The 21,011-nt window shown below is 68.3% G+C and carries 23 protein-coding genes and 1 pseudogene; 12 read left to right on the top strand and 12 right to left on the bottom strand.

The window, feature by feature from the left end; all coding sequences use genetic code 11:
- Positions 1–29 precede the first annotated feature (29 nt).
- The 4 genes from IE242_RS01780 to IE242_RS01765 form a co-directional block, all read right to left on the bottom strand.
- The gene (locus IE242_RS01780; protein ID WP_189854575.1) at positions 30–1,487 is read right to left on the bottom strand and encodes a penicillin-binding transpeptidase domain-containing protein; all 1,458 of its coding nucleotides are present in this window, start codon (positions 1,485–1,487) and stop codon (positions 30–32) included.
- A 3-nt stretch (positions 1,488–1,490) separates the two neighbouring features.
- A complete protein-coding gene (locus IE242_RS01775) occupies positions 1,491–3,116 on the bottom strand; it encodes an FtsW/RodA/SpoVE family cell cycle protein (RefSeq protein WP_229858010.1) in 1,626 nt (541 codons plus the stop codon).
- Between the two features lie 115 nt (positions 3,117–3,231).
- Complete coding sequence (locus tag IE242_RS01770) at positions 3,232–3,798, bottom strand: SH3 domain-containing protein (protein WP_189854573.1); 567 nt, start codon at positions 3,796–3,798, stop codon at positions 3,232–3,234.
- 171 nt (positions 3,799–3,969) lie between these two features.
- Positions 3,970–4,488: a protein-tyrosine phosphatase family protein gene (locus IE242_RS01765; RefSeq protein ID WP_189854571.1), complete on the bottom strand. Its 519-nt coding sequence runs from the start codon at positions 4,486–4,488 to the stop codon at positions 3,970–3,972.
- 99 nt (positions 4,489–4,587) lie between these two features.
- Between IE242_RS01765 and IE242_RS01760 the strand changes: the two genes are divergently transcribed.
- Positions 4,588–5,391: a nuclease-related domain-containing protein gene (locus IE242_RS01760; protein ID WP_189854569.1), complete on the top strand. Its 804-nt coding sequence runs from the start codon at positions 4,588–4,590 to the stop codon at positions 5,389–5,391.
- Between the two features lie 66 nt (positions 5,392–5,457).
- On the opposite strand, the gene ligD is transcribed toward IE242_RS01760, so the two are convergent.
- Positions 5,458–6,360, bottom strand: coding sequence for a non-homologous end-joining DNA ligase (gene ligD / locus IE242_RS01755; protein WP_189854567.1), 903 nt, complete (start codon positions 6,358–6,360; stop codon positions 5,458–5,460).
- Between the two features lie 93 nt (positions 6,361–6,453).
- Between ligD and ku the strand changes: the two genes are divergently transcribed.
- A complete protein-coding gene (ku, locus tag IE242_RS01750; RefSeq protein ID WP_229858008.1) occupies positions 6,454–7,461 on the top strand; it encodes a non-homologous end joining protein Ku in 1,008 nt (335 codons plus the stop codon).
- 23 nt (positions 7,462–7,484) lie between these two features.
- Here the strand turns inward: ku and IE242_RS01745 are convergent, their stop codons facing one another.
- The 4 genes from IE242_RS01745 to IE242_RS01730 all read right to left on the bottom strand — a co-directional run bounded on the left by IE242_RS01745 (position 7,485) and on the right by IE242_RS01730 (position 10,834).
- On the bottom strand, positions 7,485–7,856 hold the full coding sequence (locus IE242_RS01745; RefSeq protein ID WP_189854563.1) for a hypothetical protein: 372 nt from the start codon (positions 7,854–7,856) through the stop codon (positions 7,485–7,487).
- 127 nt (positions 7,857–7,983) lie between these two features.
- A complete protein-coding gene (locus tag IE242_RS01740; protein WP_229857994.1) occupies positions 7,984–9,231 on the bottom strand; it encodes a hypothetical protein in 1,248 nt (415 codons plus the stop codon).
- A gap of 159 nt (positions 9,232–9,390) precedes the next feature.
- On the bottom strand, positions 9,391–9,807 hold the full coding sequence (locus IE242_RS37320) for a hypothetical protein (RefSeq protein WP_229857991.1): 417 nt from the start codon (positions 9,805–9,807) through the stop codon (positions 9,391–9,393).
- 433 nt (positions 9,808–10,240) lie between these two features.
- Entirely contained in the window at positions 10,241–10,834 is a 594-nt protein-coding gene (locus tag IE242_RS01730; RefSeq protein ID WP_189854560.1) for an NADPH-dependent FMN reductase, read from the bottom strand.
- Positions 10,835–10,946: 112 nt separating this feature from the next.
- Between IE242_RS01730 and IE242_RS01725 the strand changes: the two genes are divergently transcribed.
- The 8 genes and pseudogenes from IE242_RS01725 to IE242_RS39430 all read left to right on the top strand — a co-directional run bounded on the left by IE242_RS01725 (position 10,947) and on the right by IE242_RS39430 (position 18,023).
- On the top strand, positions 10,947–11,786 hold the full coding sequence (locus IE242_RS01725) for a helix-turn-helix domain-containing protein (protein WP_189854558.1): 840 nt from the start codon (positions 10,947–10,949) through the stop codon (positions 11,784–11,786).
- 239 nt (positions 11,787–12,025) lie between these two features.
- The gene (locus IE242_RS01720; protein ID WP_229858300.1) at positions 12,026–12,790 is read left to right on the top strand and encodes a hypothetical protein; all 765 of its coding nucleotides are present in this window, start codon (positions 12,026–12,028) and stop codon (positions 12,788–12,790) included.
- Positions 12,787–13,161 carry a winged helix-turn-helix domain-containing protein gene (locus IE242_RS01715; protein WP_189854556.1) on the top strand — a complete coding sequence of 125 codons (375 nt, stop codon included), beginning with the start codon at positions 12,787–12,789 and terminating at the stop codon, positions 13,159–13,161. Before IE242_RS01720 ends, IE242_RS01715 begins: the two co-directional genes overlap by 4 nt.
- A gap of 655 nt (positions 13,162–13,816) precedes the next feature.
- Positions 13,817–14,293 carry a cyclin family protein gene (locus IE242_RS01710; protein WP_189854554.1) on the top strand — a complete coding sequence of 159 codons (477 nt, stop codon included), beginning with the start codon at positions 13,817–13,819 and terminating at the stop codon, positions 14,291–14,293.
- A 235-nt stretch (positions 14,294–14,528) separates the two neighbouring features.
- Positions 14,529–14,858, top strand: a complete 330-nt coding sequence (locus tag IE242_RS01705; RefSeq protein ID WP_189854552.1) for a Pepco domain-containing protein — start codon at positions 14,529–14,531, stop codon at positions 14,856–14,858.
- Positions 14,859–14,864: 6 nt separating this feature from the next.
- On the top strand, positions 14,865–15,572 hold the full coding sequence (locus IE242_RS01700; RefSeq protein WP_189854550.1) for a caspase family protein: 708 nt from the start codon (positions 14,865–14,867) through the stop codon (positions 15,570–15,572).
- Entirely contained in the window at positions 15,478–16,875 is a 1,398-nt protein-coding gene (locus IE242_RS01695; protein WP_189854548.1) for an outer membrane protein assembly factor BamB family protein, read from the top strand. The genes IE242_RS01700 and IE242_RS01695 overlap by 95 nt, the downstream gene beginning before the upstream one ends.
- Before the next feature lie 84 nt (positions 16,876–16,959).
- Positions 16,960–18,023 (top strand): annotated as a pseudogene (locus IE242_RS39430) (IS630 family transposase).
- Positions 18,024–18,045: 22 nt separating this feature from the next.
- Here IE242_RS39430 and IE242_RS01680 read toward each other — a convergent pair.
- Together IE242_RS01680 and IE242_RS01675 are read right to left on the bottom strand one after the other, a co-directional pair.
- Positions 18,046–18,459 (bottom strand): hypothetical protein, encoded by a 414-nt coding sequence (locus IE242_RS01680; protein ID WP_189854544.1) that lies wholly within the window; start codon positions 18,457–18,459, stop codon positions 18,046–18,048.
- A 434-nt stretch (positions 18,460–18,893) separates the two neighbouring features.
- The gene (locus tag IE242_RS01675) at positions 18,894–19,088 is read right to left on the bottom strand and encodes a hypothetical protein (protein WP_229857984.1); all 195 of its coding nucleotides are present in this window, start codon (positions 19,086–19,088) and stop codon (positions 18,894–18,896) included.
- A gap of 109 nt (positions 19,089–19,197) precedes the next feature.
- Between IE242_RS01675 and IE242_RS01670 the strand changes: the two genes are divergently transcribed.
- Positions 19,198–19,506, top strand: a complete 309-nt coding sequence (locus IE242_RS01670) for a hypothetical protein (RefSeq protein WP_189854542.1) — start codon at positions 19,198–19,200, stop codon at positions 19,504–19,506.
- Positions 19,507–19,510: 4 nt separating this feature from the next.
- On the top strand, positions 19,511–19,837 hold the full coding sequence (locus IE242_RS01665) for a Maf family protein (RefSeq protein ID WP_189854540.1): 327 nt from the start codon (positions 19,511–19,513) through the stop codon (positions 19,835–19,837).
- A gap of 371 nt (positions 19,838–20,208) precedes the next feature.
- Here IE242_RS01665 and IE242_RS01660 read toward each other — a convergent pair whose 3' ends face one another.
- Complete coding sequence (locus IE242_RS01660; protein ID WP_189854538.1) at positions 20,209–20,817, bottom strand: hypothetical protein; 609 nt, start codon at positions 20,815–20,817, stop codon at positions 20,209–20,211.
- Between the last annotated feature and the right edge of the window lie 194 nt (positions 20,818–21,011).

Here is a 21,011-nt window from a genome sequence, read left to right as displayed (position 1 = left end):
CCCGGCTCCCACCGCCCGAGCACCGTCCATCACCGCCCGAGCACCGCCTCCATCACCGCCCGCGCGATCGGCGCCGCGTCGCCGCCCCCGCTGATGTCCCCGCGGTCGGCGTCCGCGTCCTCCACGACCACCGCGACCGCCACCGCGGGCACCGGCGCCCCGTCCGCGCGGGCCCAGGAGATGAACCAGGCGTACGGCGTGCCGGAGTTGCCGATGCCGTGCTGGGCGGTACCGGTCTTGCCGCCGACCGTGGCACCGGGGACGGCCGCCTTCGCGCCGGTGCCGTCCGCCACCACGCCCGTCATCAGCTCGCGCAGCCTTGCCGCCGTGGCCGGCTCCATCGCCGGGCGCGGCGCGCGCGGGAGCGTGACCGACACGGTGGCGCCGGAGGCGTTCGTCGTCCGCTCCACCAGGTACGGCGTCCTGACCGAGCCGCCGTTCGCCACGGCGGCCGTGACCATCGCCATCTGGAGCGGGGTGGCCCGGGTGTCGAACTGGCCGATCGAGGAGAGCGCGAGCTGCGCCCGGTCCATCGTGGTGTCGAAGCTGCTCGGCGCGACGGAGAAGGGGATGCGCAGATCCGGGTCGTTGAAGCCCAGATCGTGCGCCGTGCCCGTCATCCGGCCGAGGCCCACGTCCACGCCCAGCTTCGCGAAGACCGTGTTGCACGACCACTCGAAGGCATAGCGCAGCGAGGCGTGCTCGCACCCGTCCACCTCGTTCGACAGCGCCGTCGAGGTGCCGGGCAGCGTGTACGGGTCGGGGGACCGGGTCGGCGCGTCGACGTCCCGGACCACCCCCGCGTCCAGCGCCGCCGCGGCCGTCACCACCTTGAACGTCGACCCCGGCGGGTACGTCTGCCGGATCGCCCGGTTGAGCATCGGCTTGCTCGCGTCCCGGCTCAGCCGCCTCCACGCCGCCGTCGCCGAGCGGTCGTTCCCGGACAGCCGGCCGGGGTCGTACGACGGGGTGGAGACCAGCGCGAGGACGCGCCCGGTGTCCGGTTCCACGGCCGCGACCGCGCCCCGCCGGGAGCCCAGCCCGGTGTAGGCCGCGAGCTGTGCGGCGGGATCGATGGTGGTGACGACCCGGCCGCCCGGGGTGCGGGACCGCGCCATGTCGTTCCAGACGGGGAGCAGCGACAGCGTCGGCTCGGTGCCCGCGAGCACCCGGTCCTCCAGGTCCTCCAGCAGTGTCGACCCGTACATCTGCGAGGCGAAACCGGTGACGGGCGCGTACAGCGGGCCGTTGCGGTACGTCCGCTCGTAGCGGAGCTGCTCACCGGTGTCCCGGGAGCCGGTGACCGGCCGGCCGCCGACGAGGATGTCCCCGCGCGGCTGGGCCCAACGGGCGATCGACGGACGCCGGTTCGCCGGGTTCCCGTCGTACGCGGGGGCCTTGTACACCTGGAGGCGGGTGGCGTTCAGCAGCAGCGCGACGAACAGCAGGGCACACAGGGCGGCGGCCCTGCGGATGTACGTCGTCATGGCCTAGGACCCTCCGCCCGGGCCCGGGAGCGGCCTTCTCCCCGGGACGGGGCCTCTTCCCCTCTCCGGGGCCGGTCCTCCTCCCGTCTCCGGCACTGGCTCTCTTCCCCTCTCCCGCACCGGCCCTCTCCCGCTCCCCCTGCCTTGAACCGCCCCCGTGTCCGGAGCCGCGCCCACCTCCCGGACCGCGCCCGTCTGCCGGACCGCGCCCTTCTCCGGAACGCGGGCCGCCGCGCCGGCCCGTGCCCGCCGCACGGCGGCCCGGCCCCTGATGTCCTGTCCGCGGGCCGAGTCGCTCATCCGGATCAGCAGGGCCACGATGATCCAGTTGGTGACGACCGAGGAGCCGCCCTGGGCGAGGAACGGCATCGCCATCCCGGTGAGCGGGATCAGCCCGGTCACCCCGCCCGCGATCACGAAGACCTGGAGGGCGATGATCGACGCCAGACCGGTGGCGAGGAGCCGCCCGAAGGGGTCCCGCAGGGCGAGGCCGGTCCGGTAGCCGCGCTCCACCAGCAGCCCGTACAGCAGGAAGAGCGCCGCCAGCCCGGCCAGGCCCAGTTCCTCGCCCGCCGTCGCCAGGATGAAGTCCGACTTCACCGCGAACCCGATGAGGATGGAGTGGCCGAGGCCGAGCCCGGTGCCGAGCATGCCGCCCGCGGCGAACGCGAACAGGGACTGGGCGAGCTGCCCGGGTCCGCGGCCCGCCTCGATCGACGCGAACGGGTGCAGCCAGTCCTCGACCCTGCTGTGCACATGCGGCTCCAGCCGGCCCACCGCCACGGCGCCCGCCACCGCCAGCAGCAGGCCAACCGCGATCCATCCCGTACGCCCGGTCGCGACGTACAGCAGGACCACGAACAGCCCGAAGAACAGCAGCGAGGTGCCGAGGTCCCGCTCCAGGACCAGCACCCCGACGCTCAGCAGCCAGATGGCGACGATCGGGCCGAGGACGCGTCCGGTGGGCAACTGGAACCGGGGGAACCGCTTCAACCCCCACAGAGGGCGGCCCGTGTACGTGAGCGCATGCCGGTTGCCCGCCAGATAACCGGCGAAGAACACCGCCAGCAGCACCTTCGCGAACTCGCCCGGCTGGAAGGAGAACCCGGCGATCCGGATCCAGATCCGGGCACCGTTCACGGCCGGGAAGAGGATCGGCAGGGCCAGCAGCACCAGGGCGGCCACCATGGACACGTACGTGTAGCGCTGGAGCATCCGGTGGTCGCGCAGCAGCAGCACGACCGCGATGAACAGGGCGACGCCCAGCGTGGACCACACCAGCTGGGCCGGGGCCGCCCGGTCGTGCGGGGTCTCCAGGTCCAGGCGGTAGATCAGCACCAGGCCCAGCCCGTTGAGCAGGACGCCGATGGGCAGCAGCAGCGGATCGGCGTACGGCGCCTTCAGCCGCACCGCGAGATGCGCGAGCAGCGCCAGCACGCCGAGCCCGGCGCCGTAACCGGCGGCGCCGGGCGGGACGGTGCCGTCGCGCGCGAGGCCGACCGCGCAGTATCCGTACACCGGGAGCAGGACGGCGACCGTGAGGAGGGCGAACTCGACGCCGCGGCGCCGCGGCTGGAGTACCGCCGGAGGGGACGGGTCCGCCGCCACGGACGTTCCGGCCTTGGTCATGCCCGGAACGTAGCAAGCGAGCCGCTCGATGTCCTGTTATGTCGAGACAATCGATCCGTTGCGGTGTACTTGCGGCGTACTCGGGGCGGTCGTCCCGGGATGCGCGTACCGCCGCTCAGCACCAGCGGGGCTTCTCGCCGAGCGTGTCGATGTAGCGCGCCGAGCCCCAGGCCCAGGTGCCGTCGGTCAGCAGGTACCAGTGCTTGTCGCCGTGCACCCGTTCGCCCTTGGCCTTGCAGAAGATGTGGACGATCTCGCCGTGCTCGGCGACCCGGAGGACCTCGCTGCCGCGGTCGGGGGCGGTACGCAGGAGCAGCCCGCCGTGGGCGGTGACCCGGCCCTTGGTGGTGTGGTGGTGCTCGCGTCCGCCGTCGTGTCCGTTGCCGCTGTCGTGCTCGCGTCCGCCGTCGTGTCCGTTGCCGCTGTCGTGCTCGCGTCCGCCGTCGTGTCCGTTCCCGCCGTCTTGCTCGTATCCGTCGTCGGGGCCGGGACCGGGGTCCTGGTCACGGCCATCGCCCTGGCCGTGATCGTCGTCATGGTGCCGGCCGTCCTGGCCGTGGTGGTCGGGCCGGGGGTCTCCCCAGTCGTCGCCGGCCAGCGCGGCACCGGAGGCGGCGAGGACGGCGAGCGCGCCGCCGGCCGAGATCACGCCTATACGGATGAGGGTGGGTCGCAGTCCCATGCGGGCTCCTTAGGGCATCCTCGGAAAGCAGAGGAAAGGGGCGAAGGTGAATCAATCGCCACACTAGGAGCGCGATGCCGGGCACGCCCGTCGCGCTGGTCCATCGGGGCACCCCGACGCCGTGCCCGCGGCTGCTCCGCCACTCCGCTGCCCCGCTACTCCACTGCTCCGCTACTCCGCGACTTCCTCCGCCAGCTCCTCCAGCAGCCGCGCCGTCGCCAGCCCCGTCCGCAGATATTCGACGAACAGCTCGTTGTGCAGCGCCCACGGCGAGCGGCGGGAGCGGACGATCCGGATCGCCTCGTCGGGGGAGCGGCCCCGGCGGATCAGTGACTGGGCCACCACGAGCCCGGACCGGTTGTAGCCGTGGAAGCAGCGCACCAGCACGCGCCGCCGCCGCTCCAACCCCTCGCACGCGGTCTGCGCCAGCCGCATCACGCCCGCCAGCTGGGTTCCGTCGAGGGGCCCGTCCGGGATGGGCCACACATGGTGCTCGACGCCGTCGTCCGGGCCGTACCCCGGAAGCCGCAGCAGCGACAGCACCACGTCGAACTCGTCGCGGACGACGGCGAACTCCCGCTCCCCGGCGTGCCCGGCGAACTCGTGCCCGCCCATCCACAGGCCGGGCACGATCTCGTTCCACGGACCGTCCGGGGCCGGTACATCGGGTTGCTTCCTGCGGGTCCGCAACGATGCCTCCCCCCAACTCCCCCCAACTGCCCTCAAAGGTAACCGGGTTCTTGCCCCTGGAGCACCCCGCCTGTTCCCATGGTCGTGGGGTGATGGTGCATGACCGGACTGCGTGTCGTACCGACCTGGAGGCAGGGGCAGGAACGGCTCTACGTCTGCTCCCCCGACGGCAGGAACATCGCCTGGTACGACCGCCAGGCCGCCCGGGTGAACCTGCTCAGCGACGACCTCCGCGACGACGTACTGGACGCACTCGGCCCGTTCCTCTCCGGCCCGGTCGCCATCGGCCCGCCCCCGGTGCCGACCCCCGCCGAACTGTCCCGCCTCACCCTCCCCCCGGACGACGACCTGGCCCCGAACCGCCCCGGCGAGGCCCTCCTGATCGCCCTCGACCGCGACCCGGCCCCGCCCCTCCGGCTGCGCCCCGACCCGCGCCACCGGTCCCTGGCGGCGGAGCAGACGGTGGGGGAGGCGCTGGACCGCATGGAGGGCGGCGGCTGGCGCACCCTGCACTCGGTCCCGCTCCCGGGCGGCGACCGCATCCACCACCTGGTGATCGGCCCCGGCGGCGTCTTCTGCGTCCACGCGGTCCACGCCCGCAAACAGCGCGTCCTGATCGCCGACCCGATGGTCACGGTCGGCCGCCGGGAGCCGCGCCCCCTGCTGCGGCACCTCCGGGCGGACGCCGACCGCGCCGCGTACGCGCTGACGGCGGAGGTCCGCCCGGTGCTGGCGCCCGTCGGCGCGTCGGGCGTCGACATCATGGCGCCGCTGCGGGAGGTCCGCGTCCTGACGGACACGGACCTGTCCGGGCTGGCCCGCTCGGGTGGCCTCCTCAAACCGGCCGATGTCGACGCGCTGCACGCGATGGCGCGGGACCGGCATACATGGACGAGGGTGTGAGCATCCCCGAACTCACGGAGCTCACAGAGCTCACGGAGCTCACAGATCTCACAGATTTCACAGGTCTCACCTGTCGCTGGGCAGCGACCGTGCGCGACCGGCATCGAACAGGGGCGCCAGCAGATCACCGCCGTACGCCTCCAGCCGCGGCCCGATGTCCCCGGCGAGGAAGACGAGCTGCTCCGGACTGCCGTGACTGCCGCACGCCTCCACCTCCTCCCACGTCACCGGCGCGGACACGGCGGGCTCGGGCCGGGCGCGCAGGGTGTAGGGGGTGGCGGTGGTCTTGCGGGCGGCGTTCTGACTGAAGTCGACGAAGACCTTGCCGGGCCGCAGACTCCTGGTCATCCGGTGGATCACGAGCCCGGGCATGGCCCGCGAGGCCTCCACGGCGAGCTCCTTCGCATACGCGCTGACCTGCTCGGACGGCGTCGGAACGAGCGACGCCAGCAGATGCAGCCCCTTGCTCCCGGAGGTCTTGGCGTACGACTCGATCCCGTCCGCCGCCAGCCGCTCCCGCAGCCACAGGCCGACCTCGCAGCACTGCACGATCGTCGCCGGCGGCCCGGGATCGAGATCGAGGACGAGCCGGTCGGCCTCCTCGGGCTCCTGGACACGCCACTGGGGCGTGTGGAATTCGGTGACGAGATTCGCCGCCCACATCAAGCTGGGCAGATCCTGCACCAGCACCATCCGCGAGGGCCCGTCGGAGCGCGGCACCTCGGAGGTCGTGACCCAGTCGGGCGTACCGGCGGGCACGTTCTTGGCGAAGAAGAGCTGCCCGTCCGGCCCGTCCGGATACCGCAGGAAGGACAGCGGCCGGTCGCGCAGATGGGCCAGCAGGGCCTCGGCGATCGTCGCGTAGTAGTGCAGCACCTCGCCCTTGGTGAAGCCGGCCGCGGGATACAGGACCTTCTCCAGATTGGTGAGGGCCACTCTCCGCCCCTCCACGACGGTAATCGGCGTCATAGGATGAGAATCCCACGAATCGTACTAAACAGCCCCAAATGCCCCCTCGGGACCCAGGGCCCGGCACCGGCGGCCCGAAAGGAGCGACGACACGTGCGATCCATCTGGAACGGAGCCATCTCCTTCGGCCTGGTCAGCATCCCGATCAAACTGGTGAACGCCACCGAGAGCCACTCGATCTCCTTCCGTCAGATCCACACCGAGGACGGCGGCCGGATCCGCTACCGCAAGGTCTGCGAGCTGGAGGACCGCGAGGTGACGCAGGGTGAGATCGGCAAGGCGTACGAGGACGCCGACGGCACGATGATCCCGATCACGGACGAGGACCTGGCCTCCCTCCCGCTCCCGACCGCGAGGACCATCGAGATCGTCGCCTTCGTCCCCGGCGAGCGCATCGACCCGCTCCAGATCGACAAGGCGTACTACCTGGAGGCGAACGGCGTACCGGCTGCCAAGCCGTACACCCTGCTCAGAGAGGCCCTCAAACGCAGCGGAAGAGTGGCGATCTGCAAGTTCGCCCTGCGCGGCCGCGAACGCCTCGGCATGCTCCGCGTCGTGGAGGACGTCATCGCGATGCACGGCCTCCTGTGGCCGGACGAGATCCGAGCCCCGGAGGAGGCCGCTCCCGACACCAGCGTCACCGTCCGCGACCAGGAACTGGACCTCGCGGACGCCCTGATGGACACCCTCGGCGAGATCGACCTGGCCGAGATGCACGACGACTACCGCGAGGCGGTCGAGGAGGTGATCGCCGCGAAGTCCGCGGGCGAGACCCCGCCCTCCGCCCCGGCCCCGGACCAGGGCGGCAAGGTCCTGGACCTGATGGCGGCCCTGGAGCGGAGTGTTCGCGCCGCCAGGGAGTCGCGGGGCGAGGAGGTCGCGGAGGTGCGGTCGCTGCCGGCGAAGTCACCGCGCGCATCCCGTGCGAAGCCGAAGGAGCCGACGGGGAAGAAGTCGACGTCGACGACGACAAAGAAGAAAACAACGTCGACATCATCAACAGCGACGAAAAAGAAGACGACGACGGCGTCAGGAACGAGGAAGAAGAAAACACCGGCGAAGACGGCAGCCAAGAAGACAACGAGAAAACGGGCGTCCTGACGGGCCCGGCCCGAACCCCCGCCTCAGAACCGCTCCCGCCGCCGTACGAAGCCGAAGTCGAAGCCGAAGTCGAAGTCCAAGTCGGTGGCGAGCGGAACGGAGCGCCCGAGGTGGTGATGGTCGACGTCCACCCGCAGCCCGCCCACGACCACGCTCCAGTCCCGGTCGAACACCTCGTCGCGCTCCACCCCGCCGAGCGGCGGCCGCACCGTGACGCGAACGGTCCCGGCCCCCTCCGGCAACGCCCGCATCACGACGCACCACCGCTCCGAGGCGACGTCCCGCGCCGACAGGGCGAGGAGATCACCGGGTACGAGCTCGCCGGCGGCGACGAGATGAGGCTCCGTGTCCCGGCGCGAACGCGGGCTGAAACGGATGCGCGGTAAACGACTCATCGCTTGCCCCATCTCGGCGACGGCCCCCTGAGCCACGGCCAACTCCCGCCGTTCGACAAATGGTTACCCATTCAATCTCCCAACCCGCGCAAGGGCGCCAAACCTCTGTTCAGGCACCGCGCCGACATCACGTACGAGTGGCGGTCCCGCAAGCATCCGAGTCCGTCGGACTGAGGGGACGGCTGCGGTCATAGGGGTCGGTGGTAGGCCCGACGGAAGATCCGTCGCCGGACAACTCCCCATCGAAGTGAGGATGAAGAAACCCGTCGTGGGCAAGACAGTCGGTGTTGTTGAGGCTGACGTTGTTCTCGAGTAGAGCCAGCCTGCCCGGCGTCACCGCGTACGCGTCCGGATCGAGGACCCGTACGACGAGGGAGCGCCGCACGATGGTCCGCGCCACCTGGGTGGCCCCGCTCTCGGCCCGCACCAGCGGATAGACGAAGGTGTAGTCCGCGCGAACCTCGACGGACTCCTTCTCACCCTCCCCGAATGTGATCTCACCACGGGTCTTGATCACATCACCGACCAGCCGCACCTCGTCAGGATCGAAACGGCTGACGAACTGCAACGGATCATGCTCCTCGTCCGGCGCCCGCAGCGAGGTGTCGATACGGGAGAGCAGTTCCTGCTGCTGACGGGGATCGATCAGGCCGATGGCGCCCTCGGGCCGTTCACCGAGCAGAACGGCAGGCTCGAGATTCGTACCGACCAGGAACTGCTTCGTAGCCCGCAAGGCAGCCGCGACCTGTCCCTCGGACAGAGCACCGACAGCCTTGGCAGGGGGCAGCACGATGCCGTCGGCCCCATCGGCGTAATCGGCGGCCGGAGACCCCCGGAAGGGCTCCGCGAGGCTGGCGGAGCCCTCCGCCTCGACGGAAGGCGTGGAGCGTACCCCTCCCGAACCACCGGAGCCACCCTCCGCCCCGCCGGACAACTTGGACAGCGCCCAGTCCGGACTGACCGCGAAGACGGCAAGGGCGACGGCGACAAGAATCCCGACAACGCTCCAGACCTGACGCCGCCGCCGGGCGCTCCGCCCGTTTCTTCCCTGCGACTGCCCGGTAGGCGCGGCACGCCACCCATCCGGCTGCCAGGCCCCACCACCGACCGGCGCCTGCCCCCTCTTCCGTCCCCGCCCGAACAGCCGCCCGTTCCCCTGCCGCCGCTCGGCCTCGGCATCCAACTGCCGCAGCCGCTCGGTCACCATCCGGGCCCGGGCAGAGGGCTCCTTGGGTGCGGAGCTGCGAATATCCCTCTCGCTGTCCTGGAGGAACTTCTCCCACTCCGTATCCGGAATGGACGACCCCCCGTCCGCACCGTCCGCCCCGTCCGCCCCGTCAGGCGTACGACCGCCGCTCGACTCCCCGCTGCTCACCGTTCCCCCTCGCACACGGCCCGACAGCGGCGACGTGGAACGAGAAGGCAGGACCACCGGCGAAGCCGCCCAGGCATGACGTTGATGTCCCTGGCAGCACACCGTCGGTGGCATGCGCAGAACAACGAGACATCCAACCATGGGAAGGCGATCGCCTGATCAGACGGGGGTGCAGCGCCTGAGAGGGCAGCGGATCATACGCGTCAGCTCGCCTTCCCGGCCGCCCTCGTCAGCCAGGCCCGGCAGACCCATCGGGTAAGCCCGCCCACGAGCAGGGAGACGAGCACTGCCCCCCCAGTCGATGACGTGCGGCAGGCCGGGAAAGAAGGCGAAGAAGGCCGGAGCGTTGTTCCGCATGGGGTCGATCTCGCACTCACTGTGGGTCCTGCCACGGGACCTGCGGTGGGCCCGGTTGTTGGTGTCGGCGCAGGTGATGTCGATACGCCGGTCGCAGAAACCACTACTGAGCGCCCCGACGAAGGCGCAGTCGACACCGGCGTTCTGGTATGTGATCGTCCTGCCGCTTCCCCGAACGATGTGCGTGAACATGCAGCCTGTCGGCACCTTCATCGTCACACCGCCCACGCTGTACTCCAAGGTGCGCACGGGAGTCGACCCGATCGCGCCGGCGTGCGCACCCGTCGGCGCAGCGAGGACGAGGGCTCCCGAGGTGGTCAGAGCCGCGGCCGGACGCGTGACGTACTGCATGATCAAGGCAGGTCCCTGGTGATCATCTGATGAGTACCTTGGGCGACCCCGTCGCGCAGTGGCCCGTTATGGGCTTCGTGCCGATGCACCACCGTGAGTGATGCGAGGGAGAGTGGCCGGTTGCCGCCTGTTCGTGTCCATGTGGATCTGAGGCTGACACTCAGCGGCAACGAGTACGGTGCGTGCCTGAAGGTAGCGGCACCTGTCGGACGGTCCGAGTTCGCCCAGAACTGAGTCACGAGCGGGAGCGGGAGCCGGTGATCCTGACCCCCGCCCGCCGTTCGTCAGCCTGTCGCCGTCCTCATGCCGGATAGGGAGCGGCCTCGCGCGCCGATCGCAGTGCGCCCGCCCACCAGGCCAACTGGTCCAGCAGGGTCTTGGCGTACCCGGGGGCGTCAGGGTCGAGCGGACGGCCGTCCTGCCACGCGTGGAAGTAGTTCGAAAAGGCCAGTCCATCCCGGATGGTCACCGCGTGCAGCTCGGTCAGCACGTTCTCCAGGTGCAGCACCGCATGCCGACCACCTGCCGCGCCGCCGTAGCTGACGAAGGCGACGGGCTTGGCCGTCCACTGGGTGAAGTGCCAGTCGATGGCGGCCTTCAACGATGCCGGGTAGCTGTGGTTGTACTCGGGCGTCACCACGATGAACGCGTCGGCGCCCGCCAGCGCTGACGTCAGTGCCGCCATTCCGGCCGGACGGGGGTAATCGTCACCGGCGTACTTAGGCGATGCCGCAGGCAGTGACAGCGGAATGTCGATCTCGGCCAGATCGACGATGTCCACGTCGAACCCACCATGAGCGCGGACCTGCTCGGCGACCCACGAGGCCACGACCGGCCCGAACCGCCCGTCCCGAACACTCCCGACGATGATCACGAGCTTGTGTGTGTTCTCCATGCCCACCACGATCAGCCCGCACCACGACCGCAACCAGACCGTGCTCAGGCTGGCCCCCACAGGGCCACGCTGAGCACTGCACCACCAGCGAACAGCCCCATAAGCTCGAAGCATGGGTACGCCATTGGGGGACTTCATCCGGACGAAGCGCGACAGCATCCAGCCGGCATCGCTGGGGTTACCGGACCATGGCCGCCGCCGGTCACCGGGTCTACGACGGGTGGATCTCGCCGCGCGAGCCGGCATCAGCGTCGAGTACCTGACCCGCATCGAGCAGGGCCGCGACCGCAACCCCTCCATAGCGGTGGTGAACGCCCTGGCCGACGCGCTCAGCCTCGACACCACGGAGCGCAACCACCTGCGCTACCTAGCGAAGATCACCGGCGGCGAATGTTCCGCACACACCCACCCCGCGCCACCACGCCGAGACGTGCGCCCGTCGGTCCTGCAGACACTCCGCCTCCTCGAACCGGACGGCATGGCCATGGTGACCAACCGGCTGGGAGACATCCTCGCCCACACCACCACGTACGAGTCGCTGACGAGAGGCACAGGCCTGCTCGACACCGGCACCCCGAACCTCACCCGCTACGTCTTCACCGACGCCCGCGCCCGTACGTTCTTCGCCGACTGGGACGACGTAGCGGACGAGCAGGCATTCGACCTGTGGCTGGCACCGTCCGTCGAGAACTCCGAGTGGCTCACCGCGGAACTCGCCCCCGTCGCCGGCCCCGAATTCACTCATCGCCTGAACCGCCACGTGGTCCCGCACCGTGGCCCCCTCCGGCTCAACCACCCCTCCGGACCGGAACTCCGACTGCTCCGCGAGACACTCGACCTCTCCTCGGACGCGCAACAACTGGTCGTGTTCCTCCCCGCGGACGAGAGGACGGCCCAGGCCATCGAGGACCTCCGCCACCGACCCCACGGCCGGCTCCGGACGATCTCCTAACACCAACTCCGTCGCGGTCTCGGCTCCGGCCTCCGCAACACGCTTCAGTGCAAGGTGGCACAACCACATACTCTTGACCGCCATGTACTTTGCATCGCAAAGTAAGTGGGTGGGCAGCCAGCCGGCGACCCGTTGACCAGCGCTGCCGAAGCGCGACCGCAGGGGGACATGTGGGGACACCATCACTGAGCAGTCCGGGCTCCGAACCGCGGGCGCAGGTGGCAAGCCTGTTGACGGCGATGGAAGGCCTGCGGGCCAGGACTCGTGCGCAGCTGAACGGCTCGCGGATCGCCCTTCTCGGCTTCGGCCTCCTTGCGGCGGCAGCCGTTCCGATCGCCCAGTACGCCTTCAACTTCGGAGCTCACGGCCGCCACGTCCCGTCCTATCCGGCCTTCGCCTACGCCGAGTTGATCGGCCTGTGTGTCGTCCATGAGCCAGGAACCCCGTGTCTGGAGGGAGAGTTCGACGGCGCCGTCCTGCGCTTCGTGGCCTGGGGCGTGTGGTTCGCGCTCCTCCCCCTGGCATGGTTCGTTTTCGCCCGCTGGTACCGCCTGCGTGGCGAGGCCCGAGGTATCGTCCCCCGCCGCCGCGTGTGGGTCCGTACGACCGCCATAGCCACCGCAGTGATCACCGCAGCCCTGGTCGCCCTGCTGTTCGGCAGGAACCAGCCGTGGGAGGTTGTGCTGCTGGAGAACAGCTACGCCTCCCCGTGGTACCTGGTCGGCATCGGACTCCTGGCCCTCGGAGTGGCCGAACGCCATTGGATCGCCGCAGCCGCCGGCACCTCCCATGCCCTGCTGCTCACTGGCTACCTCGGGGCCTCCTGGGGCAGCGGGTGGCTCCCCTGGCAGCACCCCGCACACCCCGGCTGGACCGACGGACCGCAGGCCAAGGCACTCCTGCTCGCCGCCATCCTGCTCCTGGCCGGCCTGGCTGAGTGGGCGGTGGCCCGTCATCGAGCCGCGGCCGACGCCGCTGATGCTGCGGGTACGGTTGCCCCATGAGCGTCGAGAACTCGACCGCCGCGCGGGATGACCAGGAAGAACCCCATCCCACCCAGTCGCTGGACGACACAGTCCATCAGCGTGTACGGCTCGGCATTCTCACCATTGCCCGAGAAGCCGATCGAGTCGAGTTCAGCTTCCTGAAGAAGCAACTGGCCGTCACCGACGGGAACCTCTCCCGACACCTCAAGGTGCTGGAGGAGTCGAAGCTGATCACAGTGGAGAAGGGCTACGCCGGCCGCCGCCCTCGGACGTGGATCGCTCTCACCCCCGAAGGCGCACAGGCACTGGACGCCGAGCTCCGGGCCCTGCGTGCACTCGTCCTCCGCCTGGAGACTCCCCGCCCCGCGTCCGGCCCACCCGACACATGAACACCACTCCAGGAGGCCAGCCAACAGAGCGCCACAGCACGCTGCGGTAGGGGGCGGGGCAGAGTGCCCCCGGAGAAGCCCGCGGCGGCCTCGCCACTCCCAAGCTCGGCCGGGGGCTCCGTTCCGAGGCCGTGTGTCACTTGTACGTGCGCAGCAGGCCCTCGACACGCCGGTTGGTGACCTCTTGTCGTCCGCCCGTCGAGGCACTTCGCGTAGCGGGCAGAAGGGCCAGACCTTTCGAGGGGGCACGGTCTCATCAGCCCCATCGAGTGGTGATGGCTTCCTCGACGCTGAAGACCGCGTCGCACCCGGCGCACTGTGCGTTGCCGAAGACGTAAGTCAACTTGTGTGCGACGCCGGGACGGCCGTCCGTGAGCGCGCGCGAATGAAGGGTTCGGGCCAGCCCGTCCAAGACTCTGGGGGACTGGGGCTGCGGCGGCACCTTCCTCGCTGCGGACTGCTTCATGTACATGGCGTCCGTAGTGGAGAAGAGGCCGTCCTCTCCGAGCACTATGCGCCGCAGCCCGGGCGAGCAGCAGGCCAGCGCGCTCGGTGAGCATGACCGCTTGCTTCGTGTTGGAGGCCCGCAGCTTGGGAAGCCGCGATCATTCGGGGCTGAACCGTGCGTTGACATGGCAGTGGCTACGGTCGTTCCATGCAGTGGATCACTTTGATCAGCACCATGGTTGGCGCGGTGATCGCCACAGGATCCGCCATCCTTCTGGATCGTCAGCGGTGGAGGCGAGAACGTTCGGATCGCGAGACGCAGGCGCGGCGCACCCTGTACGGGAACTACTTGGCCAGCCTGTCCGAAGCCCGTCACACTTGCGGCAATGTGGCTCGGGACCCCGATATGGAACCCTCGACACGCCGTACTACGGCCCGCGAAGCATTCGGGCCGTGCATCGGACTGAGGTACCAGATGACCATCAGCGCGCCCAGCCGCGTCGTAGAGGCATCGGAAGACGCTTTCCGACGTTTGCGCGATCTTCGTGATCGGGTGATGGAGGGAATCTTGGTTACTGATCCCGTGTACCTAGAGGGGCGTCGAACCTATGACGATGCCCTCGCCGCACTTCGGGTGCGCATGCGAGGAGATCTGCGCGTCAGCGAAGACGGCATGGCGCCCTGAGCTTGGGCAGCTGAGGTGATCTACGGATGGTTGCTCGCAAAGCCGGACCAAGGCGATGATGCGTCTCTTGCTGGCTATATCGCCTTAAATATATCACTGCATGAACAGCTGAAACCTTTTGTCTTGCGTTAATCCCAGTTACTTTCCGGTATTTCCCCAGGGTGATCTATTGCTGGTCTAGGATCGGTAGAAGTTGTTCCCAGCCCGGTCGTAGGCGCGGTGATGAAGGAGATCCATGGAATGGCGCAATACCACGATCGATCAGCGAACGCTGCCGGTCTTGGTATCGATCGAGGAGGAGCATGATGACGATTCCATGGGCCTCTTCTCCCGCAGGGGAGATGTAGCTCTGCGTGATGTCCCCTTGGGTCCGCTGCGTAAAAATCTCGCCGAGGTCGTCGATGCCTTGCAGGAGGTGTTCTCGGAAGTGGCCGCCCGCGATGGCGTACTCTCGCTCAAGGAAGCGCAACTCTCGTTCCAAGTCACTGCTGGCGGAGGAGTCCAGCTTATCGGCACCACCCAGATACAGGGCACGCGCGCGGTTACGTTGGTCTTCAAGTCATAGCGCGACATGAGCCGATACGCGGCGCTGCTGGTCGGGGCCAGCGATTATGAGAGCCCCAGCATTCCTCCCCTTCCCTTCGTGGGCGCAGACATGAGTCGCCTGACTTCGGTACTCCGGCACTGTGGCTTCCAGGTGGGCCTCGCGAGGAGCGACAGACAGCTCGGGGCCAATTTCATCAACGGCGAGGTCCGTGGATTCCTCAGGCGAGCTGGGCGCGGTGACACATTGTTCGTCCTTCTCAGCGGTCATGGCCTGCACGCGGCCGGGCAGGACTACCTCGTGCCCGAAGACGCACATGTTGAGATCGATCCGTTCGTGTCATGCTGCGTTGCCATTGACTGGAAAAAGGAGCTGGAAGAGACGCTCGCAGAGCGCGTTGTCATCTGTATCGATGCCTGCCGCGAGGGCACCGAACAAGACTCGATGGCGCTCACCAACGTCAGGGGATGGGCCACGAGGAAAGTCGACCGCGTCCTTCGTAAGAAGGTCGCCTACGTCTATGCGTGCTCGCCAGGCCAGCTGGCCCTGTTCGTGCGCCCCGAAGACCGGGTCAAGCCTGGTGCGGAATGCGGTACTGATCGTGGCGATTCGTTCAGCCTCTTCTCGCGAGCGGTGCGCGATGTTTTCGCTGCCCGCCACGGTTTTTCTCGACCTTGGAGGTTTCCGCAAGGCGGTCCAGGACCGTATCGGCGAGCTGCATCGCGCGTACGATAAGAAGGGGAATCCGCAACAACTTCGAGTCATCACAGACGTCGAGCCCCAGGATCTTGTGCTGGCGCCCGCGCCCGCGCCCGTGGCTGACAGGGCGGGATCAGCACGGGAGCAGCCTGAAGCGTCCTGCGGCAGGAGCACGTCACATCGGCCGGTTGCGGGCAGTTCATCAAAAATCTCGCGTCGGCAGGCAATTCTCACGCTCACGGGTGCGGTAGCCGGCTGCGCTGGGGCGGGCTACAGTCTTTGGCCTGACAGTGGTACCGGCACTGATGGGGAGTCCCAGCGCACGCTCGGCAAAAGGCTATGGGAATTTGAAACAGGTGGTTCAGTCAAGTCATCTCCCACCGTGGATGACGGAATCGCGTACTTCAGCAGCCAGGATCAATTCCTGTACGCAGTGGATGCCCGAACCGGGCGACAGAAATGGAAGTCCCCTCTCCGCGTCGGCATGAATCATTCTTCCCCTGCCGTGGCCCATGGGGTTGTATATATCGGCAGCTACGACAAGAATGTATACGCGCTGGATGCGGGTGACGGAAGCCAGAGATGGGAGTTCCTGGCCGATGATGAGGTGGATTCGTCGCCGACCGTTGTCGGCGGCATCGTCTACTTCAGCAGCAAGTCCGGTCTTCTCTACGCGTCCGATGCCAGTACCGGCACGGAACTATGGAATTACGATACCGGTTACGGCGACTACGAATTCGTGTTCCGTCCACCTGTGGCCGAGGGCCTGGTGTATGCGTGCGGTGGGCTAAGTGATGAAGTGGACTTGTATGCCATCGACGCCCGAACCGGAGAATCCCGATGGTCTGCTCGCGTGGGCGTGCAAGCTTCACAGCCGGTTCTGTCCAACGGTTCTGTCTACCTGGCGGGCGGTTCAGATGGCATGGACTTGTATTGTTTGGACGCTCGCACAGGTCAGCAGAAGTGGATATTCCCCACCGGCGAGTGGGTGGACCACCCGGCGGTGGCTGACGGTATCGCCTGCATCGGCAATGAGTTGGGCAACCTGTACGCGGTGGACGCCCGCACCGGCAAGCAGCGTTGGCAGGTCCGCACACGCCACGACATGGTCGGGACACCGACCGCGGCCAACGGTGTCGTGTACGTCGCGATGGGAGATTTCCCGAACAAGGACGGTCTGCTCGGTGATGATGTCAGCAGCGTTATTCTGTATGCCATGGACTCCCGCACTGGAGCGCGCCGTTGGGAATTCCCGTCCGACTCCTTGTCGGCTCCGACTGTGGCCGACGGTGTGGTGTATGTAGGTGTTGGTGATTCCCTGTGCGCGTTGCAAGCATAGGTTGATCCTGCTACTGAACTTGATTGGGTGATGTCGGGGATCTTTGCCTGACGCCGGCCTGTCGGCTGCGGTAGCTGTGGGGCTGTGAGGTACGCGCAGGGCGGCGGGCTGACCGACGCCGAGAGGGCCGCGCGGGAGCGGATCCGGCTGCAGGCCGTGGAACGCTTCGAGGGCGAGGTGAAGAACCGGGAGATTGCTGCCGCGCTGCGGGTGAGCGAGCGGTCGGTGGAGCGGTGGCGGCGGGCCTGGCGCGAGCGAGGCGAGACCGGGATCCTGTCGAAGGGATCTCCGGGACGCCCCCGGCTCAACCCGACGCAGATTGCAAGACTGGAGCGGCAGTTGGAGCGTGGACCGCTCGTCCACGGCTGGGCCGATCAGCGGTGGACGCTGGCGCGGGTCAAGATGCTGATCGGTCGACTGTTCCACGTTTCGTACACGGTGGAGGGCACGTGACGGCTGCTGAAGCGGCACGGCTGGTCGTGGCAGCAGCCCACCCGCCGGGCGATCGAGCGCGACGATGCGGCGGTTGAGCTGTGGAAGACGGAGGTTCGGCCGCGGGTAAGAGCTGTGCGGCGGCGTGCAACGGCTGGATCGTCTTCGAGGATGAGGCCGGCCAGTCGATGACGCCGCCGCGCTCTAGAACCTGGGGGCGGATCGGCCAGACCCCGGTCGTCCGGGTTCGCGGCCGGGGCTCCGGACGGGTGTCGATGGCGGGTATGACCTGCTACAAGCCGGGCGAGCGGTCCCGGCTGATCTACGCCATCCGCGAGTACCGAGGGCGCAAGGGCGAGCCGAAGGGCTTCGGCTGGCGGGACTTCCGCGACCTCTTGGCGCGTGCCCGCATCCAGCTCGGTGGACCGATCGTGCTGGTCTGGGACAACGTCCGCCTCCACCTGACCGCTGGGATGCGGGAGTTCATCGCCGCGAACGCCGCGTGGCTCACCGTGTTCCAGCTGCCCACCTACACGCCGGACCTGAACCCGCAGGAGGGCATCTGGTCGCTGGTCAAGCGCGACATAGGCAACCTCGCCGCAGCCGACCTGGGCCAGATCACCAGGGCCGTGAAGCGCAGGCTCAAGCAGATCCAGTACCGCCCGGACTTCGTCGACAGCTGCCTTGCGGGCACCGGCCTCATCACGGACGACTGAGCGGCGCTGCGCTGCAGAATCGTCAGTCGCCGTAGTACCGGTCGTAGGAGGCGGAGCGCTCCTCCACTGAGAAGCTCTCGAATTCACCGGCCGCCTCGAGCTCGCGCAGTCGATCCAGCGCCGCCGCCGCAGCAGGTGCACGGTTGGCCGAGAGGTGGGTCTTCGTCGCGTCGAGCCCGTGCCCAAGCAGGAATTCGATGTCGATCGAGCACGCTGTGTCGAAGCTGGCTTGCTTCGCACTCCAGACCAGGAGCACGTCGTCGACGTCGCCGCTGTTGAACAGCTGGAAGCAGCAGAGCCTCATCAGCTCGGTGTCGCCCTCGCCCTGGGCGCGTCGCTCACGCGCCGTGTGCTCTCTGAGGAGTGCGCGGACCTCGTCGAGATCCGCGCCGACGGGGCGAAGCCCGTAGCGGCGCAAGCTTTCCTTGACATCCATCGCTGGTCTCCTTGATCGTCCGGCCCGGCCCGTGGCCTATCGGCCCCGCCCATCGCCGTTCAGTCGGACGACAGCCTCTCAGCCGGTCACAGCATGCACACCGAGGGCCGGCCCATATGGGGCGGCGGCCACCGGCGCAGGTGACCGGGCCGACGCTACCCGACATCACCCAATCAAGTTGAGTAGCTCTGCTGTGCGCTTCATATCCTCGGCGGTGCTGCGAAGGACGCCGGCTGGGACACGGCCGCCAGGACATTGCCAATCGCCGGACCGCCAAGCTCCTCGGCGAGGACGACGACCAGAAGAACCGGCACCTGGGCGAAACCTGATCCCGACACACCTGCGGCACGCCCACACGCGGCACGATGGCCCCGGACTCAGGTCCGGAGGCTTCTGGCTCCGTACGCGGATTCTGTGCAAGTGCCGTGCGACCCTCACCCGCGCGTGCGGCGCCTGTAGTCGTGCACGGTCACCGCGCCGAGCAGCGGTCCCCAGGCTGCCACAGGCAGACAGCAGGCGGTCATGAGCCAGTCGCCCCACGGCGTGATGTCCATGTGAGCGTGCAGGGTCGTCCAGACGAACAGCACGCCGTAGACGCTGCAGGCGACAGTGCCGAATGCCGCCGGCACAACCGCAGCGAACACCGGGACTGGACGGCCTCCGAGATACGGCAGCCAACGCGGCCACACCTCGCCCCACGACGCCCTGGTGCTTCCCGGCTCCGGAGGACTCTGACTGATGCGGGATGACGCCATCCACCGGCACGGCGCTGCCACCTGGTCACCCCTGGAAAGCGACGACTGGTACGCCGCGCGCAACGCCACGACCGCCCTGCGGGACGCTCTCCTCAGTGCCGGCCTGGAGAAGGACTTCCCGTATCTGCGAGCCGATCTGAACGCCTTCGGGCACGGCCTGGTGGAGCTGGGACGCGTCTCGCCGGCCACCGCGGAGCGCCTGGCGGAGCTGCTGCGGCTGGCACTGGCCTCGGGCACGCAGCGACTCCAAGAGGGTGGCGGAGCCGCCGATCACCGCACACGAAAGGAATGACGCCATGACCGACCGGCGGGGAGTCGTCGCCAGACGCGCCGAGAACCTGATGCCCGGCGTGCCCTATGTCCGGGGCTGGGCACAGGCCCGGCGGAGTGCCGGTGCCTTGGCCGCGCAACTGACCACCTTGGGACTGGAGCCAGACTTCCCCGGCCTCACGGCCGACGTGAACGTCTCGGGCGACGGCTTGGTACGCCTCGGCACCGTCCGCCCGGAAGCGGCCCTGCTGCTGGCCGAACTGATCGTCTCGGGCCTCGCTGCGGAGCTGTCGATGTCTGCGGAGGAACCGGAGGCGGAGCCGAGAGCCGTCGGTCAATCGACGGCTGCTTGATCAGGCCACCGATAGCTTCGGTTGGCTGCGGTTCGGGCGTGCTCCCGCTACCGGCCGAACCGGCCCCGTACGTCACCGTCCCCCCGGCGGTCGACGTACGGGGCCTTCTACTGCATGCGGCACCTACTCGGCTGTCGGCCTGCCGCTTCGGCCGGGACCGGCGCCCCAGCGCCGCAGCCCGGACGAAACGGCAGGCCAGCACGCTCGGTGAGAATCACCGCTTGCTTCCCTTTGGAGGCCCTCAGCGCGGGAAGCTGCGATCACGCGCTACTGGCTCGGGCACTGACCTGGGCGGACGGCTGGGATTTGGCTTCGTCGGGCTCGGTCGCTTCAACCGTAGTTCCCCGCCGTTCCCCACAGGTAACGCCGCCTCAGATGGTGGGGGTGTCGTCAACAATCGGCCTGTGGATCTCAACGACCGGCTTCCACCCCGCGGAGAACTCGATGAAGTCCGCACGGGTGGGGTAGGTATCGATCGCGCGACGGTCACGCTTGGGGCTGTCGCTCGCCTTGCGCCCCCGGGGAATCTGCTCCTCGAAGATGTCGACCTTCACGTCCGGAACCTCCTTGAGACCCTGGCGCCAGATCTGCACGAGGTCGGCGCCGAACGCCTGCCGGGCCGCAGCGTAAAGGGCCGTGAGGGCCCCCTTGTCCCCACCAGGGACGAAAAGCGCCAGGTCCAGTACGACACCGGCGGACTGGAGGACCTCGATGGTCGCCGAGCCGTTCTCGTCGGCCAAGTAGATTCCGGCTTCATTCTCGTCGTCGGGAAGGCAGGAAACCTCTTCCTGGAATATGGTTCTCGCCGTGATCGAGCCTCCCTCGAAATTCTCACCGGACTCGGTCAGAAAAGCAGGGACATAGCATTCGGGAAGCTTGAGTTCTGCCGTGTCGGCGGAAACGAAGAGCCTGTCCTTCACGCCGAGCTTCGTCACCTCTTCCATCGAGAGGCGGCGAGCGGTAATCTTCTCCGTGTTCACGATTTCCCTTTCAGTTTGCACTGTCCCTCCGAACAAGGACGCTACCACGAAATTCTGAGGTCAACTGCCTAGTAACCTGCGGGTAAATGGCCTCAGGTGACTTGCACGGGAGGATGCCGAAGCGGGTGCCGCTCGGCCGGGAACACGCATCCGCCAGATAGTGTCCCTCGTCATGGTGTTGAGGATCAACTGGG

Origin of the sequence: Streptomyces poonensis (assembly GCF_014650915.1) — a bacterium.
Lineage (GTDB): Bacteria > Actinomycetota > Actinomycetes > Streptomycetales > Streptomycetaceae > Streptomyces > Streptomyces poonensis.
This window is presented reverse-complemented; position numbering and strand designations above follow the sequence as displayed.